This is a genomic window from Enterococcus sp. 4E1_DIV0656, assembly GCF_002140695.1.
Classification (GTDB): domain Bacteria; phylum Bacillota; class Bacilli; order Lactobacillales; family Enterococcaceae; genus Enterococcus_D; species Enterococcus_D entomosocium.
The window spans coordinates 952178-967147 of record NZ_NGLF01000001.1 but is presented as its reverse complement, the minus strand read 5'-3'; the positions used below and the strand labels follow the sequence as shown (position 1 = coordinate 967147).

Here is a 14970-nt window from a genome sequence, read left to right as displayed (position 1 = left end):
TAGCGCCTTCGGGCGTGGGGGTTCAAGTCCCTTCACCCGCACTTCATTGCCGGCTTAGCTCAGTTGGTAGAGCATCTGATTTGTAATCAGAGGGTCGAGGGTTCAAGTCCTTTAGCCGGCATCAGGAATACGCGGAAATAGCTCAGTGGTAGAGCACCACCTTGCCAAGGTGGGGGTCGCGGGTTCGAACCCCGTTTTCCGCTTTGCCTTAGCAATTTTCAGCCGGGGTGGCGGAACTGGCAGACGCACAGGACTTAAAATCCTGCGGTGAGTGATCACCGTACCGGTTCGATTCCGGTCCTCGGCATTTCATAATATGCGCCCATAGCTCAATTGGATAGAGTGTTTGACTACGGATCAAAAGGTTAGGGGTTCGACTCCTCTTGGGCGCGTAGTCTTTTTATTTGTTTCATTTTTATTATCGGGAAGTAGCTCAGCTTGGTAGAGCACTTGGTTTGGGACCAAGGGGTCGCAGGTTCGAATCCTGTCTTCCCGATTTTTTGATGCCTGAAGCATTCGCTTCAGGCTTTTTTGTGTTTTCAGCCAGTGAGAAGACCTGAAAATATGATACAATAGTAAAAAACGAGGAGGAAATTGTTTGAAGGGACAAATCATCAAAGCGCTAAGCGGATTTTATTATGTGGCATCAGAAGATGAAATCTTTCAAACCCGCGCTCGAGGAAATTTTCGAAATCGAAAAATCACTCCTTTGGTTGGGGATGAAGTGATTTTTGAAAGCAGCAATCAAACAGACGGCTATCTTTTAGAGATCTTGCCGCGAAAAAATGAGCTGGTTCGACCGCCAGTCGCAAATGTGGATCAAGGAGTGGTCGTGACAAGTCTAGTTGAGCCGAACTTTTCCTATAATCTATTGGATCGCTTTTTGGTGACCTTAGAGTATGAGGGGATCGAACCGATCATCTTTTTGACAAAAGCGGATCTTGTGAAAGATCTTGCCGCAATGAAAGCAATTGAGGAGACCTATCAAGCAATTGGCTACCACGTGATCACGTCAAAAGCAGAAGGCGAAGATCTATTGGAACTTCAACGGTACTTCCCTGAGCGGATCACCGTCTTTATGGGGCAATCCGGTGCTGGAAAGTCTACGCTATTGAATCGAATCGTCCCGGAATTGGCATTGGAAACAGGAGTGATCTCAGAATCTCTCGGACGGGGGAAACATACGACCCGTCATGTGGAGCTCTTGCCGATTTGTGATGGATTGGTTGCCGATACACCAGGATTTAGTTCGATCGATTTTCTGGAAATCGAAGCAGTAGAGTTACCAAAGCTCTTCCCTGATTTTTTAGCAGTAGCTTCCAACTGCCGCTTTAGGGAGTGTATGCACCTCAATGAACCTGATTGTGCAGTTAAACAGGGAGTTGCAGCAAATGAGATTGCTGCAACTCGTTACAAAAATTACGTGCAATTTTTAGAAGAGATTGAAAACCGACGTCCGGTTTATAAAAAGAAGAAAAAGTGAGGGAAAAGCATGATGAAACTAGCACCATCTATTTTAAGTGCCGATTTTGCAAATCTTCAAAGAGACATTGAGTTAGTGGAACGCCATGGCGCAGATTACATTCACGTAGACGTGATGGACGGTCATTTCGTCCCTAATATTACCTTAGGCCCAAACATCGTTAAAGCGATTCGCCCAGTTACCAAGCTGCCGTTGGATGTTCATCTAATGATCACCGAGCCAGAAAAGTATATCCATGCCTTCGCGGAAGCTGGCGCAGATATCATTGGTATCCACGCGGAAGCAACACCTCATATCCATCGTGCGATCCAAATGATTGTGGCAGAAAATGTCAAAGCAGAAATCGTCATCAACCCAGGCACACCAGTATCAGCCATTGAACATGTTTTATCCATGTGTGATCAAGTGTTAGTCATGACGGTCAATCCAGGGTTTGGTGGGCAATCCTTTATTGAAGAATCACTAGAAAAAATTGCGGTACTGGCTGCTTTAAAAGAAGAAAAAGGCTACCATTATGATATCGAGGTAGATGGCGGGATCGTTCCTGAGACAGCCAAACGTTGCCTGGAAGCAGGTGCAAATGTCTTCGTAGCAGGAAGCTATATTTACGATGCCGATGAACCTGCAGCACAAATCAGAGCCTTGAAAGAAGCTTTGCAATAAATGAAGATTTTGTTAGCAGCAGGGGGGCGCCCTGAAAATTGGCCACCGCTGATGACGTATGACAAATACATTGGGATCGATCGCGGGGCATTGTTTTTGCTTCAGCACCAACGGCCAGTCGATCTAGCGATTGGTGATTTCGACTCTTTGACCGCAGGCGAACTGCAAGCAGTCAAACAACAAGTCAACACAGTGATCCAAGCTCCTGCTGAAAAAGATGATACAGATACCCAATTGGCATTGGTGGAGACGTTGCGTCGCTATCCAGAAGCGCAAATCGACTTGATTGGTGCAACAGGAGGACGTCTCGACCATCTTTTAGCCAATCTATGGCTGCCTTTAGAAGATCGGTTTCGTCCATTTGCCCCAAATCTGCGTTTTTTAGATCGTCAAAATGTCGTTCAGTTCTTTTTACCAGGCACCTATCAATTGGAAAAAGAACCCGAGATGCAGTATTTGGCGTACTGCTGTTTGACGCCGGTAACAGATTTGACGTTGACAGGTAGCAAGTATTTATTAGAAAACGTCCAAGTTCCGTACCCAACTTCTTATGCCAGCAATGAATTTCTGACACAAACAGCAGGTTTTTCCTTTAGCAGCGGGATGATAGCAGTCATTCAAAGTTGTGATTAAGAGACGGAACGTCTCTTTTTTTTGTTGAAAATTTCAGAAACTTAATTACAAAAAAAACATTAAGACGGACAACTTAGCTTTTGTTTGCAGGGTATTAATGGTAAAATTGGAACTACAGTTTGGAATTATTTGAGGTGTCTTTGTGAAAAAGTTTAATCCTAATAAAAATATTATCATCACATTGATTATTGTGATTTTAGTTGTCACCGTATTAAGCGTGACGATCGCCCGCCGAGCAGCGGGAAACTCCACCAATGCCGTGCAATCTACGGTCAATGACTCCGTTGGCTTTATCGATAAAATGATTACCGCTCCTTTTCGTTGGATCGAAAATGGTGCCAATTCAGTCAAAAATTTGTTTGTGACCTATGAAGAAAATGAACGTTTAAAAGAGAAATTGGACAGTTTTGAGGAACTGGAACAAGCGAAGGACAATGCGCAAAGAGAAATCGATGCCTTGAAAGAAGAGCTAGAGCTGAATGCAACCTTGACGAATTATGAACGGATCTCCGCCAATGTCATCAATCGGTCACCTGATACTTGGCAAGATATGCTGATCGTGGACCGCGGCTCAAGAGATGGTGTTGAGGTCAACATGGCAGTCATGTCGCAAAAAGGCTTGATTGGTCGTGTCATTGAGGTCAATGCAGCTTCTTCTAAAATTGAACTTTTGACTTCTGAAAACCAGAATTCCAACCATTATCCGGTTCGGATCAGCGGCGAAGATGGGTCAAACTTTGGGATCCTAAGTAGTTACGATCAAAAAGAACGTTCCTTAGTCATCACCCAATTGACGGGGGACAATGAGCTGAAGGAAGGCGATGTCGTGCAGACCTCTGGATTAGGAGGAAACTCGCCCGCCGACTTAGCGATCGGAACAGTGATCCGTACCACCAAAGATGAGTTTGGTCTTGATACCCAAGTATTTGTAAAACCGTATGCCCAAATGTATGATATTCAAGCAGTAACGATTATCAAACGCTTGGCAGGTGAGGAATAGCCATGAAAAAGCATGACTACATCAAATACCTGGCAGCGGGCGTCTTCTTTTTGATGATGTTGGCAGATGGACAACTGACGCGTTTTTTGGAAAAATGGACCCAAGACAATTATATCGCCAGTGCGCATCTTTTATTGATCGCCCTTTTATGTGGCGCGAAGTATTTGCCGAAAAACTTTTTGATCACCACGGCGCTGGTGATCGGCTGTCTCTATGACGTGTATTATGTCGGTGTGATCGGCATCTACACGGTGGCGTTTCCCTTGATCGTGTGGATTATGTATATTTTGAAAAATACGCTTTATCAAAATGTATTTACCATGTTTTTCGGAATGATCATCTTTGTTACAAGCTTAGAAGTTGTGACATTGGGGGTTCAATTGCTGTTTAAGATCGCATCAGTTAGCACGTCATTCTTTGTTTCCCGCTTTTTAGCACCAACGCTTTTATTGAACATCCTTTTGTTTATCCTTTTAGTCATTCCATTCATGAAGCTATTCAAAGACGAATAGCTTCATTTTTTTTGCGTTTGACTGTATAAAAATAACAGCGATTGAAATGTTTTTGTAATATTCCTTTTATCTCTCTGACATACGGCTGTGTTACAATCACACTATCGTGAAGGACTTTAGGTATTCTTAAGCATTTATACATAAAAAAACCATATTAGGGGAAGCAACAGCCGGAGGAATGAAGAGTGAAAAAGCGAATTTTATCTTTATTGTTAGTAAGTTCAATTGTTCTTACTTCTGCAGCAGCACCGACACTTGTCTTTGCATCAGATTTTGACAATAAAATTGAAGAAAAAAATCAAGAGATCTCTGACTTGCAAAACCAGCAAGCGAGCATCCAGTCACAAGTAGCAGCACTTGAAAGCGACGTGACTGCAATCAATGAAAAAGCCCAAACTTTGTTGCAACAACAAGGGGATTTGCGTGCGGATTCTGAAAAGTTGAAGCAAGAAATTGCCGATTTGAAAGTCAGAATCGAAAAGCGTGAAGAAGCGATCCAAAAACAAGCTCGTGATGTTCAAGTCAATGGACAAAGCACGAACTTTATTGATGCAGTATTAGAAGCTGACTCTTTAACAGATGCTATTGGCCGTGTGCAAGCAATGACGACGATCGTCAATGCTAACAAAGATCTTGTGGATCAACAAAAAGCAGACCAAGAAGAAGTTGAAGCGAAAAAAGCGGAAAACGACGATAAATTGGCAGAGATCGCAGCGAACCAATTTGAATTAGAAACACAATTAGGGGATCTACAAGCCAAACAAGCTGATTTGAATGTTTTGCAAGCGGAATTGGCTGTTCAACAAGCATCTAAAGAAGATGAAAAAGCTGATTTAGAAAAACAAAAAGAAGAATACGAAGCAGAACAAGCTCGCATCGCTGCAGAAGAAGCGGCGGCAGCAGCAGCTCGTGAACAAGCAGCACAAGAAGCAGCGGCTCAAGAAGCGGCAGCAGCTGAAGCAGCTACTCAGGAAGCAGCAGCAAGCGAATCTTCAACGTCGAATTCAACGACATCAAGCGCCACAACAAATTCTAGTACGACGACTGATACTACGCAAGGCAGTTCATCACAAGGCAGCGGTTCAGCAAATACGACCCCATCGACACCTGCCAATAATAACAACCAAGGATCAAATAATAGCAGCAACGGTTCAAGCAGTACTCCTGCACCCGCACAAACGGTCAATGGTTCAGCAATCGTAGCAGAAGCAATGAAATACATTGGTACCCCTTATGTTTGGGGTGGTACGACACCAGACGGCTTTGACTGTTCTGGCTTTACACAATATGTATTTGCTAAAGTTGGGATCTCATTACCACGGGTAACTTACGCACAAGAATTTTCCGGTACGGTAATTTCGATCAACGAAGCAAAAGCCGGTGACTTGTTATTCTGGGGTAGCCGCGGAAGCACACACCACGTGGCGATCGCTATGGGTAACGGACAATACGTTCATGCACCAACACCTGGTCAAAATGTTTCTGTCAGCAGTTACTCTTATTACTCACCAGATTTCGCGGTGCGCGTAAACTAAATCAATTGAAGCTATTTCAAAAGCTGGCGTTTTACGTCAGCTTTTTTTGATTTCTGTTTTAAAAAACGTATGCTTTTTTTGTTTTCAGTCTTGCCAGAACATCTTATAATAGAAAAGAGAAAGGAAGCGGATAAAATGAACAAGACCTCGTCTTCCAGAGAAAAAATGATAACGGTTAAGTTTTATACGAATTATCTTTCTCGCATGATGATGCCGAATCTAAGTATTTTTATTGCATGGATGCTGATTTCATTCCTGCTGCCTTTGTTTTCAGTCGATCAACAAGTGATCCAGCAAATGGAACAAGGGGTCTTGACTGTGTTGCTGCCCCTCATGATTGCTTATACAGGTGGGCAAATGTTGGCACCTGAGCGAGGTGGGGTCGTAGGAGCAGTGGCGGTCTTAGGGGCTATTCTCGCAACGGATATTCCCCAAGTCTTTGGGGCGATGCTACTGGGTCCACTGGCAGGCTGGCTGTTGTATCGCAGTGATTCGTTCGTGAGTAAGGTCAAAAGTGGCTATGAGATGCTGGTGCGCAATTTTATTGCAGGTGCGCTTGGCGGACTCCTTTTTTTAGGTAGTTATTTCCTATTGGCGCCGCTTTTTAATTGGTTCAGTCTCGGCAGCTATCAGCTCGTGGATTATTTCGTTCGGCAAAATGTCTTGCCCTTTATTCATATCATTGTAGAACCATTGAAAGTTTTGTTTTTTAATAATATTGTCAACCATGGACTATTTACGCCGCTAGGAATCGAAGCCGCGGCAGTTAACGGTCAGTCGGTTTTATTTTTGATCGAGGCCAACCCCGGTCCGGGATTAGGGGTCTTAGCGGCGTATCTTTTCTTTGGTTCAAAGCGAAACCGAACGAATGCCGCAGCATCCATTTTTGTGCAGGCTATTGGTGGGATTCATGAAGTGTATTTCCCGTTTGTTTTGCTCGATCCTTGGGTGTTGCTCGGTCCGATCGTTGGTGGTTTCAGCGGTACACTGATCTTCCAATTTTTAGGAGTAGGCTTGAGAGCACCGGCGTCCCCGGGCTCGATTTTGGCGATTTTGCTCAATACACCGGCTTCTATGATCCTTGGTGTCTTAACTGGGATTGTCGTCAGTACGGTCGTATCGTTTGCGATCGCTAGTGTGCTGTTAAAACGGAAGACCAATACAGAAAATGAGGAGCGTAAGATGCCGAAAATGAAGAAAGTCACGGAGATCGTTGTGGCCTGTGACGCAGGGATGGGGTCCAGTGCGATTGGTGCCAGCATACTAAAAAAACAGTTGCAAGAAGCCCAGCTAACGTTTCCTGTCCGCTATCAGTCGATTTATCGTGTGACGGATGATCCCAAGTTGTTAGTGATCACCCAACGGGAATTAGCAGCTATTGCCCAAAAGCAGACACCACACGCACAGCATTATGTGCTAGATAATTTTTTGGCGGCAGATGAGTATGCCCCGCTGATCCAAGAATTACAAAGAAGAGAACAGGATCCGCAAAAATCGTTACAAATCGAAGCAGCAAATTCGCTAGGGTTTTCAACGATCATCTTTTTGTATACTGGAAAAAAACGCGGTTCACAAACGATGGCAGTGGAGATATTAAGAAAAATGGCTCGCCAACAAGCGCTGTCTTTGACCATCAAAAAAATGGCATATGAAGGACAAGCTCTTGATCCTACGGCAGTCTATATCCTCCCGAAAGAACTTGCAGAAAAGTGCCCGATCCCAGATGTTTCTTTACTGGTGGTGGATGATTTATTGACGACAGATGCGTATCGTCAGTTACTGACAGAAGGAGTCGACTATGTTTTTGACCAATCGTGAAACACTTTTATTAACGGAATTGATGAATAGTACCGGTCCGGTTTCTTTAGATCGCATGATGCAAGTCTTAAAAGTCAGTAAACGAACGGTGTACCGTGAACTGGCTAATCTAGAAAAATCCTTAGAAACAGTAGATGCTACCTTAGAGAAGGTCGGTCGTGGTCATTTCCAAATTTTTGCATCAGAAACGAGCATTCGCCAATTACAAGAAGCCATTATGGCAGATACCGATCAAGAATTCGCGGCTAGTGAGCGGCAACACCGTATTTTGTTGCAACTGACTACCGCCACGAAGCCTGTATCCAGTCATTTTTTCTTGGAGCGTTACCAAATCAGCAATACGACGTTTTTTTCAGACATCAAACAGCTTGAAGAGAGTCTCGCACGGCTGCCGTTAAGGATCGTGCGCAATCAAGGGTATGAGATCGAAGGCTCCGAAAAGTATCGGCGGTTGCTCACAGCCAATACACTAGTGATGGAGATCAATGAATACCAATTTTTCCATTTACTGGAAACCGATGATGAAGCCCCGTTTATTTTTCAATTTCTGTCCCGCGACCATCTATTGCTAGCCCAGCGGTTGATTCGGGAAACCATCGAACCCCAATTCAAGGAACTTAGTGACCGCAAATTAGCCTTTATCGTCTTGATGCTGGCGCTAGCCATGGATCGGGTAGCTTTGGGCTATACGGTGGAAGAAGAGACGTACCCGAGTCAGATCAACAAAGACTTGCTGAAGGTGGCGAAAAAGATTTTTGCTCAGATCGCCGAAAAGACCAAACTGCTTTATTCCATCAACGAAATCGTCTTTTTTGCCGTGTTACTAGGTGATTTTGCCAATTCCTTTGACCGTGATTTTTTTGATGACAATTTTGATACCGACTTGGCTTATCGTGTAAAACGCTTGATCGAATTGGTCAGTGAGCAAACGGAAGTGGCGTTTTATGAAGACACGAACTTGTATAAAATGCTGCTGACCCATATCTCAGGAGTAATGACGCGGGCTATTTTAGAAGAAGATCATTTGAACAACCCTATCCTAGAAAAAATCATGAACCAGTATGTCGAGATTGCCAGCGGGATTCGCAATCATCTGCCGCAAGTCTTTCCGCAGCAGCAGTTCTCGGAAGAAGAAATTGCCTATATGGTCCTGCATTTTGCCAATTCGTTGGAAAAAAATCCGAAAGTGTTAGAAGTCAATATTGCAGGGATCTCTCCTAGCGGATTAGCCTCCATCAGTTTGTTAGAGATGCAGCTGCGGAAACATTTTCCCTTTATCAATCAAATCACCTTCTTTCGAGTGGGGGATGTCAAACGGGAAAATATCGAGGAGACCTATGACTTGGTGATCTCGACTTCATTGCTGCCAGGGTATCAAGGAGAATACAAACTCGTTTCACCGATCCTGCTAGAAGAAGACATTCAAGAGTTGAAGAAGGCCTTCCAAGCCATTAGTCAGAAAAAACGTTCCGCCAAAAAAGCGCCCTCTGCTTTGGTCAAAGAGGAATCCTATGAAGCGGTCTTGGCTTTTATCGAAGCTATTAACCAGCTATTGGCGCTGTTTCAAGTGCAGGCGATTGATAACCCAGCGGACTTGGAAGAAACGTTGCAGCTGGTGCTGACGTCTTTTGATGCACATGTTGTTTTGGATCGTGAGAAAGTTGTTGATCGTCTCTTAAGGCGCTACTTCCAAGCGCCAGTGGGCATTCCTGACACCCACTTTGCCTTGTTTCACGCGGCGAGTTCGGCGATCCTGCAACCTGTTTTTCGTATTTTCGATTTGAAACAGCCGCTGCCACTTCTAGCGATGGATAAAAAAGAGATCGCTGTTACCCGTTTATTAGTCATGCTGGCGCCCTATCCTATCAATGAAACAAGCTCTCAGATGTTAGGGAAGATCAGTGGTTCGATCATTATGAATGATCTAAATACGGAGATTTTTAATTCCGGCAATGATTCGATTATTTATCAGTTACTCTCTTCGCTCTTGATTGAAGAAGTAAAACAATAGGAGGGATCAGCGATGTATATTCCACAGGAGCGGATTTTGTTGGATCAACACTTTACCGATGCCACAGAGGCTCTGACAAAAATTGGCGAGTACTTAGTCAACCAGGAGATCGTCTCTTTACCTTATGTCAAAAGCCTTTTGCGGCGCCATCAAAAAACAGGTGTTTACATCGGTAACTTTGTTGCATTGCCCCATGCGGAAGAAGAAGCCCAACAATGGATCAAGGAAGAAGGGCTCTTTTTGATCCAAGTGCCGGATGGCGTCGACTTCGGCACGAAGGAGCAACCCAAAATCGCTACGATCCTTTTCGTAGTCGTCCTAAAAGAGCAGCAATTAGCTGTTTTGCAAGAAATCGCCTTTTTTTGTTCTGATATGCAGAATGTTCGGGCGCTTAGTGATGCCGAATCGGTTGAAGAGATCCAACAGATTTTGTTAGCAGAAGAATAAGCAATCAGCAGCAGGCTGGCTAGCAACAAGAGCAGCGAACGAAATAAATGAATGAGCTGCCTCCGTGTACTTGCTCTTTCTACCTTGTGTAGAAGGAGCGGGTACACTTTTTTTTGTGTGTTTTGGCAAAATCAAAAAAAATGCTCCACGTGAAACATAACAAAAATAAGCGAGTGCAGGGGCTGCTCGCCTTTTTTTGTTCTATCCGTTTGGCTACAAGTTTTGGCACAGTTTTTTGTGCCAAAGTACGACTTTCGAGCTTTTTGGGAAGCGCCTACAATAAGGGTGTAAGCAGACGAGAGGAGAGAAAAAAATGGAACAGACACAAAAAGCAGCCAAATCATCAGTCAAAGCAAAAGTTCAAAAATTAGGCAGTACGTTGTCGAGTATGGTGATGCCGAATATCGGCGCATTGATTGCATGGGGTGTATTAACGGCATTATTTATTCCAGATGGGTATTTACCAAATGAAGCCTTTGCAACGATGGTCGGTCCAATGCTAACGTATTTGATCCCAATCTTGATCGGGTATACTGGCGGGAAAGTGATTGCTGGTGACCGCGGAGCCGTGGTTGGGGCGATCGCAACGATGGGGGTCATCGTCGGAACGGATATCCCAATGCTCTTGGGTGCAATGATCATGGGTCCTTTAGGCGGTTGGGTCATCAAGAAATTTGACGAGATCTTCCAAGACAAAGTTCGCGCTGGCTTTGAAATGTTGGTCAACAACTTTTCATCAGGTTTGATCGGTTTTGCTTTAGCATTACTGGGCTTTGTAGCAATCGGGCCAGTTGTTAATACCTTGACAGAAGCAATGGCAGCAGGGGTAGAAGTGATCGTCAATGCCCACTTGATTCCATTAGCCAATATTTTTATTGAACCAGCAAAAATCCTATTCTTAAACAATGCCATCAACCATGGAATTTTGACACCACTAGGTACTGAGCAAGTCAGCGAATTTGGGAAATCAATTCTTTACTTATTAGAAGCCAATCCTGGACCTGGTTTAGGAGTCTTGCTAGCCTTCACTTTCTTCGGAAAAGGAGCAGCGAAATCTTCGGCACCTGGAGCGATCATCATTCACTTTATCGGTGGGATCCATGAGATCTACTTCCCATACGTCATGATGAAACCATTGATGTTCTTAGCAGTGATTGCCGGCGGTGTATCAGGAAGCTTTACCTTCCAATTGTTAGGTGCAGGCTTACGGGCACCTGCTTCCCCAGGTTCGATCATTGCGATCTTAGCAATGACGCCATTCAACTCGGTGATGAGTGTCGTTTCTGTCTTAGCCGGAATTGCCGTAGGAGCAGGTGTGTCCTTTATCGTCGCTGCCGCGATCTTGAAAGCGGATGCGAAGGATACGGTGGATAATTTTGAAGAAAAAGTACAACAAACGCAAGCAGCAAAACTCAGCGCCAAAGGTTTGGCGGCTCAACCAATGACTGGCATCAATCGCATCATCTTCGCATGTGATGCAGGCATGGGCTCCAGTGCTATGGGGGCATCGATCTTACGTAAAAAAGTCAAAGAAGCGGGTCTTCCACAAAATGTCTCGAATTCCGCCATCAACAATTTGACGGACGATGCCAATACGCTGATCGTTACTCAAGAAGAATTGCAAGAACGTGCCAAACAAAAAGCGCCAAATGCGACCTTCGTCGCGGTTGAGAATTTCCTGAACTCTCCACGTTACGATGAAATCGTAGCTACATTGTCAGGGACGAAGACAGCGGGGGAGTCAGAAAAAACGTCTGAAGCAGGCAACCAGGCAGATGTTCCTTCCGCCAATGACCTTAAGCAAGTCAGTGAAATCATTTTGGCCCACGATGACCGCAAAGGTTCGGCAACGATGGCTCAGAAAGTCTTCCAAGATCTTTTAGCCAAAGAATCTCTGACGATGCCAATCAGAAAAAGCCATATCAATGATCTCCATGCCAACGCCTCTTCCCTGGTGATCACAAAAGAAGCCTTAACGCCGCAAGCGCAAACCTCAGCGCCAGAAGCGATCCATCTATCCGTTAATAATCTGATGGGAACGACGAACTATCAACGGATCGTGGCATCGATCAAAGCAGCGAATTAAGAAAGGATGAGCCGAATGCAAGTATTAGAAAAAGACATGATTGAATTGAACAAACAATTTGCGACCAAAGAAGAAGCCATTCGTTACTGCGGCGAAAAACTGCTGGCGGCAGGCTGTGTGGAAAAAGAATACGTCGAAGCCATGCTTGAGCGTGACGAGATGCTCTCAGTCTATATGGGGAACTTTATTGCGATTCCTCACGGTACGGATGAAGCCAAAAAATACGTCAAAAAATCAGGTATCTGTATCGTGCAAGTGCCTGATGGCGTGAATTTCGGTACAGCGGACGAAGAAAAAATCGTCACCGTCCTTTTTGGTATCGCGGGCAAAGGGGAAGATCATCTGCAATTGGTCCAACAAATCGCCCTCTTTTGCAGCGATATCGATAACGTTGTCGAATTGGCGGATGCCTTAGATAAAGAAGAAATCGCCCAAAGTTTGACCGTAGCATAAGGATTTAAGGAGGAGACAAGACATGAAGGCAGTTCACTTTGGTGCAGGTAATATTGGTCGCGGCTTTATCGGCGAGATATTGGCTGCCAACAACTTTGAAATCACATTTATTGATGTCAATGAAACGATCATTGACGCCTTAAAAGCAAGACAAGGGTATACCATCGAATTAGCCGATGAGACCCAAGAACAGATCCACATCGAGCATGTGACAGGATTGAACAATGCCAAAGAACCAGAAGCGGTGATCCAAGCGATCGCCGAGGCAGACATCCTTACGACCGCCATTGGTCCCAACATTTTGCCGCATATTGCTGAGCTGATCGCCAAAGGCTTAGAAGCACGTCAGCAACACCCAGACAAGCCAGCCATTGATGTGATCGCCTGTGAGAATATGATCGGCGGATCGACCTTTTTAAAAAGCGAAGTGCAAAAATACATTGCGGATTGGTCAGCGTTGGAAGCGACGGTTGGTTTTCCAGATGCAGCGGTGGATCGCATCGTACCGCTGCAGCACCATGAAGATCCCTTATTCGTTCAAGTAGAACCCTTCTGCGAATGGGTGATCCAAGAGTCAGGGATGAAATCCTCGATCCATCTGCAAGGGGTCCATTATGTGGCGGATCTGGAACCGTATATTGAACGGAAATTATTCAGTGTCAATACGGGTCATGCCACGGTAGCGTACACAGGCGCCCTCCAAGGCTATCAGACGATCGATGAAGCGATGCAGGACCATTTAGTGGTGATCCAATTAAAATCCGTTCTCGAAGAAACTGGCCGGCTTTTAATTGAGAAATGGGCTTTTGATCCTGAAGAACATGAACGGTATATCGAAAAAATCATCCAACGCTTTAAAAACAAACACATTTCCGATGCCATCAATCGGGTGGCACGGACACCTGTCCGCAAATTAGGGACCGAAGAACGCTTTATCCGACCAGTCCTTGAGTTAGAAAAACGCAATATGCAGCCAGATCATCTCTATGAAACGATCGGCATGATCTTCAACTACAAAGACCCTGAAGATGAGCAAAGCCAACAATTGCAAGCACTTTTGGATGAAAAATCACTACCGGAAGTCATTGCAGAAATCACAGGCTTGCAAGATGAAGACATGATTGAAACGATCCGACAAAACATTGAAAAATATGCGTATGTTGCCGCATAAAAACGAGTAAAACACAGAACAAGCAGATAAATTGCCGCATCCGTAAAAGCTAGCCCAACAAGCGAGCTTTTGCGGATAGGTCAATTTCTTTCAACGCTTGTTCTGTGTTTTTTGGCTCACCGATTGACCTTTGCTGCCAACTTGACGATAATAAGAAAAGAAATGAGGGAGAGCAATGGAACGATGGTTTGAAGAAGCCCAGCTTCAAGTAATTGAGTTGCCGATCGAATGGCAGGAAAACCGCCCCGTCTATCGGGCCTTTATCCGTGAATTGCCGACGATCCAAGGGGAAGGAACATCGCGGCAAGCTGTTTACCGGCAGTTGGCAGAAGCCTACGCGGCTTACCTTGCCCAACTTCGAGAGGTCAATGAGGCGCAGGAAGAAATGACGTCTTCCTTATTATCGACGGAAGAATTATTGCGCTACTATGATGGCGAGACCTTCGATGGTTTTGAGTTGCCCTCTGACGAGTAACAGGAAAAAAGCCATTCACTGAAAACTGAAAAGCTACGCAAGAAAAAACCGCTCAGCTGCAGCTCGATCGATACGAAGGATCGAACGCTGCAACTGGCGGCTTTTTTTCTCTAAGAAACCAAGTCTTATTCGTGGTTAGTTCAATGCCTCGGTAATGGCTTGATTGAAGGCATCTAAGTCATCTGGGTTTCGGCTGGTGATCAACCGATAGGTTTCGTCGATCACGACGGGCTCATCTTTGACAGTGGCACCTGCGTAGGCTAAATCTGGTCGCACAGAATCATAAGCCGTCAAGGTCAAATCTTTCGTCAGTCCTGTTTGGATAAACAGTTGTGGGCCGTGGCAAATGGCAAAGACGGGACGATCAGATGTCAAAAAGTCTTTCGTCAATGACACATAGCGCTCATCGGTCCGTAATTGGTCAGGGGAGAAACCGCCTGGGATCAACAAAGCATCAAAACTGGCGGGATCGATCGTATCGATGGCCGCATCAACGGGAAACGTTCCACCTTGTTTGCCTTTTACGGTCTCGGCGCCTTCATTACTAATAACGACTACTTCATGTCCGGCCGCTTCCAGTGCTTCTTTTGGTGACGTCAATTCAACATCTTCAACTAGATCAGTGACAATAACAGCAACTTTACTCATTCGATCTCCTCCTTATTACTTGATGAACAATTTGT

Annotated in this window: 14 protein-coding genes and 6 tRNA genes (1 of these 20 running past the window's edge); 19 read left to right on the top strand and 1 reads right to left on the bottom strand. The window is 44.8% G+C overall.

The features are described 5' to 3' along the window. From A5882_RS04570 to A5882_RS04480, 19 genes are all read left to right on the top strand, one after another. Window positions 1-41 (top strand) — tRNA-Leu (locus tag A5882_RS04570); it begins 41 nt to the left of the window's first position. Window positions 42-48: 7 nt separating this feature from the next. After that, window positions 49-121 (top strand) — tRNA-Thr (locus tag A5882_RS04565). 10 nt (window positions 122-131) lie between these two features. After that, window positions 132-203: transfer RNA gene (locus A5882_RS04560), tRNA-Gly, on the top strand. 18 nt (window positions 204-221) lie between these two features. Further along, window positions 222-307 (top strand) — tRNA-Leu (locus tag A5882_RS04555). Window positions 308-318: 11 nt separating this feature from the next. After that, a tRNA-Arg gene (locus tag A5882_RS04550) sits at window positions 319-392 on the top strand. Window positions 393-422: 30 nt separating this feature from the next. After that, window positions 423-496, top strand: a tRNA-Pro gene (locus A5882_RS04545). Between the two features lie 102 nt (window positions 497-598). Continuing rightward, complete coding sequence (gene rsgA, locus A5882_RS04540) at window positions 599-1483, top strand: ribosome small subunit-dependent GTPase A (RefSeq protein WP_086332823.1); 885 nt, start codon at window positions 599-601, stop codon at window positions 1481-1483. 9 nt (window positions 1484-1492) lie between these two features. Next, entirely contained in the window at window positions 1493-2146 is a 654-nt protein-coding gene (gene rpe, locus A5882_RS04535; protein WP_176462003.1) for a ribulose-phosphate 3-epimerase, read from the top strand. Beyond that, window positions 2147-2779: a thiamine diphosphokinase gene (locus A5882_RS04530; protein ID WP_005230235.1), complete on the top strand. Its 633-nt coding sequence runs from the start codon at window positions 2147-2149 to the stop codon at window positions 2777-2779. A gap of 142 nt (window positions 2780-2921) precedes the next feature. Next, complete coding sequence (mreC, locus tag A5882_RS04525; protein WP_005232949.1) at window positions 2922-3779, top strand: rod shape-determining protein MreC; 858 nt, start codon at window positions 2922-2924, stop codon at window positions 3777-3779. Between the two features lie 2 nt (window positions 3780-3781). Beyond that, entirely contained in the window at window positions 3782-4291 is a 510-nt protein-coding gene (gene mreD, locus A5882_RS04520) for a rod shape-determining protein MreD (protein WP_005232950.1), read from the top strand. Window positions 4292-4476: 185 nt separating this feature from the next. After that, a complete protein-coding gene (locus A5882_RS04515; protein WP_086298914.1) occupies window positions 4477-5826 on the top strand; it encodes an NlpC/P60 family protein in 1350 nt (449 codons plus the stop codon). 69 nt (window positions 5827-5895) lie between these two features. Beyond that, complete coding sequence (locus A5882_RS04510; RefSeq protein ID WP_086298913.1) at window positions 5896-7644, top strand: PTS sugar transporter; 1749 nt, start codon at window positions 5896-5898, stop codon at window positions 7642-7644. Beyond that, window positions 7625-9655, top strand: coding sequence for a BglG family transcription antiterminator (locus A5882_RS04505; protein WP_061053509.1), 2031 nt, complete (start codon window positions 7625-7627; stop codon window positions 9653-9655). Before A5882_RS04510 ends, A5882_RS04505 begins: the two co-directional genes overlap by 20 nt. Window positions 9656-9667: 12 nt before the next feature. Next, the gene (locus A5882_RS04500; protein ID WP_005232954.1) at window positions 9668-10102 is read left to right on the top strand and encodes a PTS sugar transporter subunit IIA; all 435 of its coding nucleotides are present in this window, start codon (window positions 9668-9670) and stop codon (window positions 10100-10102) included. Window positions 10103-10415: 313 nt separating this feature from the next. After that, entirely contained in the window at window positions 10416-12188 is a 1773-nt protein-coding gene (locus A5882_RS04495) for a PTS mannitol transporter subunit IICBA (RefSeq protein ID WP_016621094.1), read from the top strand. Between the two features lie 15 nt (window positions 12189-12203). Next, on the top strand, window positions 12204-12641 hold the full coding sequence (locus tag A5882_RS04490; protein WP_005230254.1) for a PTS sugar transporter subunit IIA: 438 nt from the start codon (window positions 12204-12206) through the stop codon (window positions 12639-12641). A 22-nt stretch (window positions 12642-12663) separates the two neighbouring features. Beyond that, complete coding sequence (locus A5882_RS04485; RefSeq protein ID WP_086372479.1) at window positions 12664-13812, top strand: mannitol-1-phosphate 5-dehydrogenase; 1149 nt, start codon at window positions 12664-12666, stop codon at window positions 13810-13812. Window positions 13813-13987: 175 nt separating this feature from the next. After that, entirely contained in the window at window positions 13988-14287 is a 300-nt protein-coding gene (locus A5882_RS04480; protein WP_005232957.1) for a hypothetical protein, read from the top strand. 135 nt (window positions 14288-14422) lie between these two features. On the opposite strand, the gene A5882_RS04475 is transcribed toward A5882_RS04480, so the two are convergent. Continuing rightward, on the bottom strand, window positions 14423-14935 hold the full coding sequence (locus tag A5882_RS04475; protein ID WP_008381689.1) for a type 1 glutamine amidotransferase domain-containing protein: 513 nt from the start codon (window positions 14933-14935) through the stop codon (window positions 14423-14425). Between the last annotated feature and the right edge of the window lie 35 nt (window positions 14936-14970).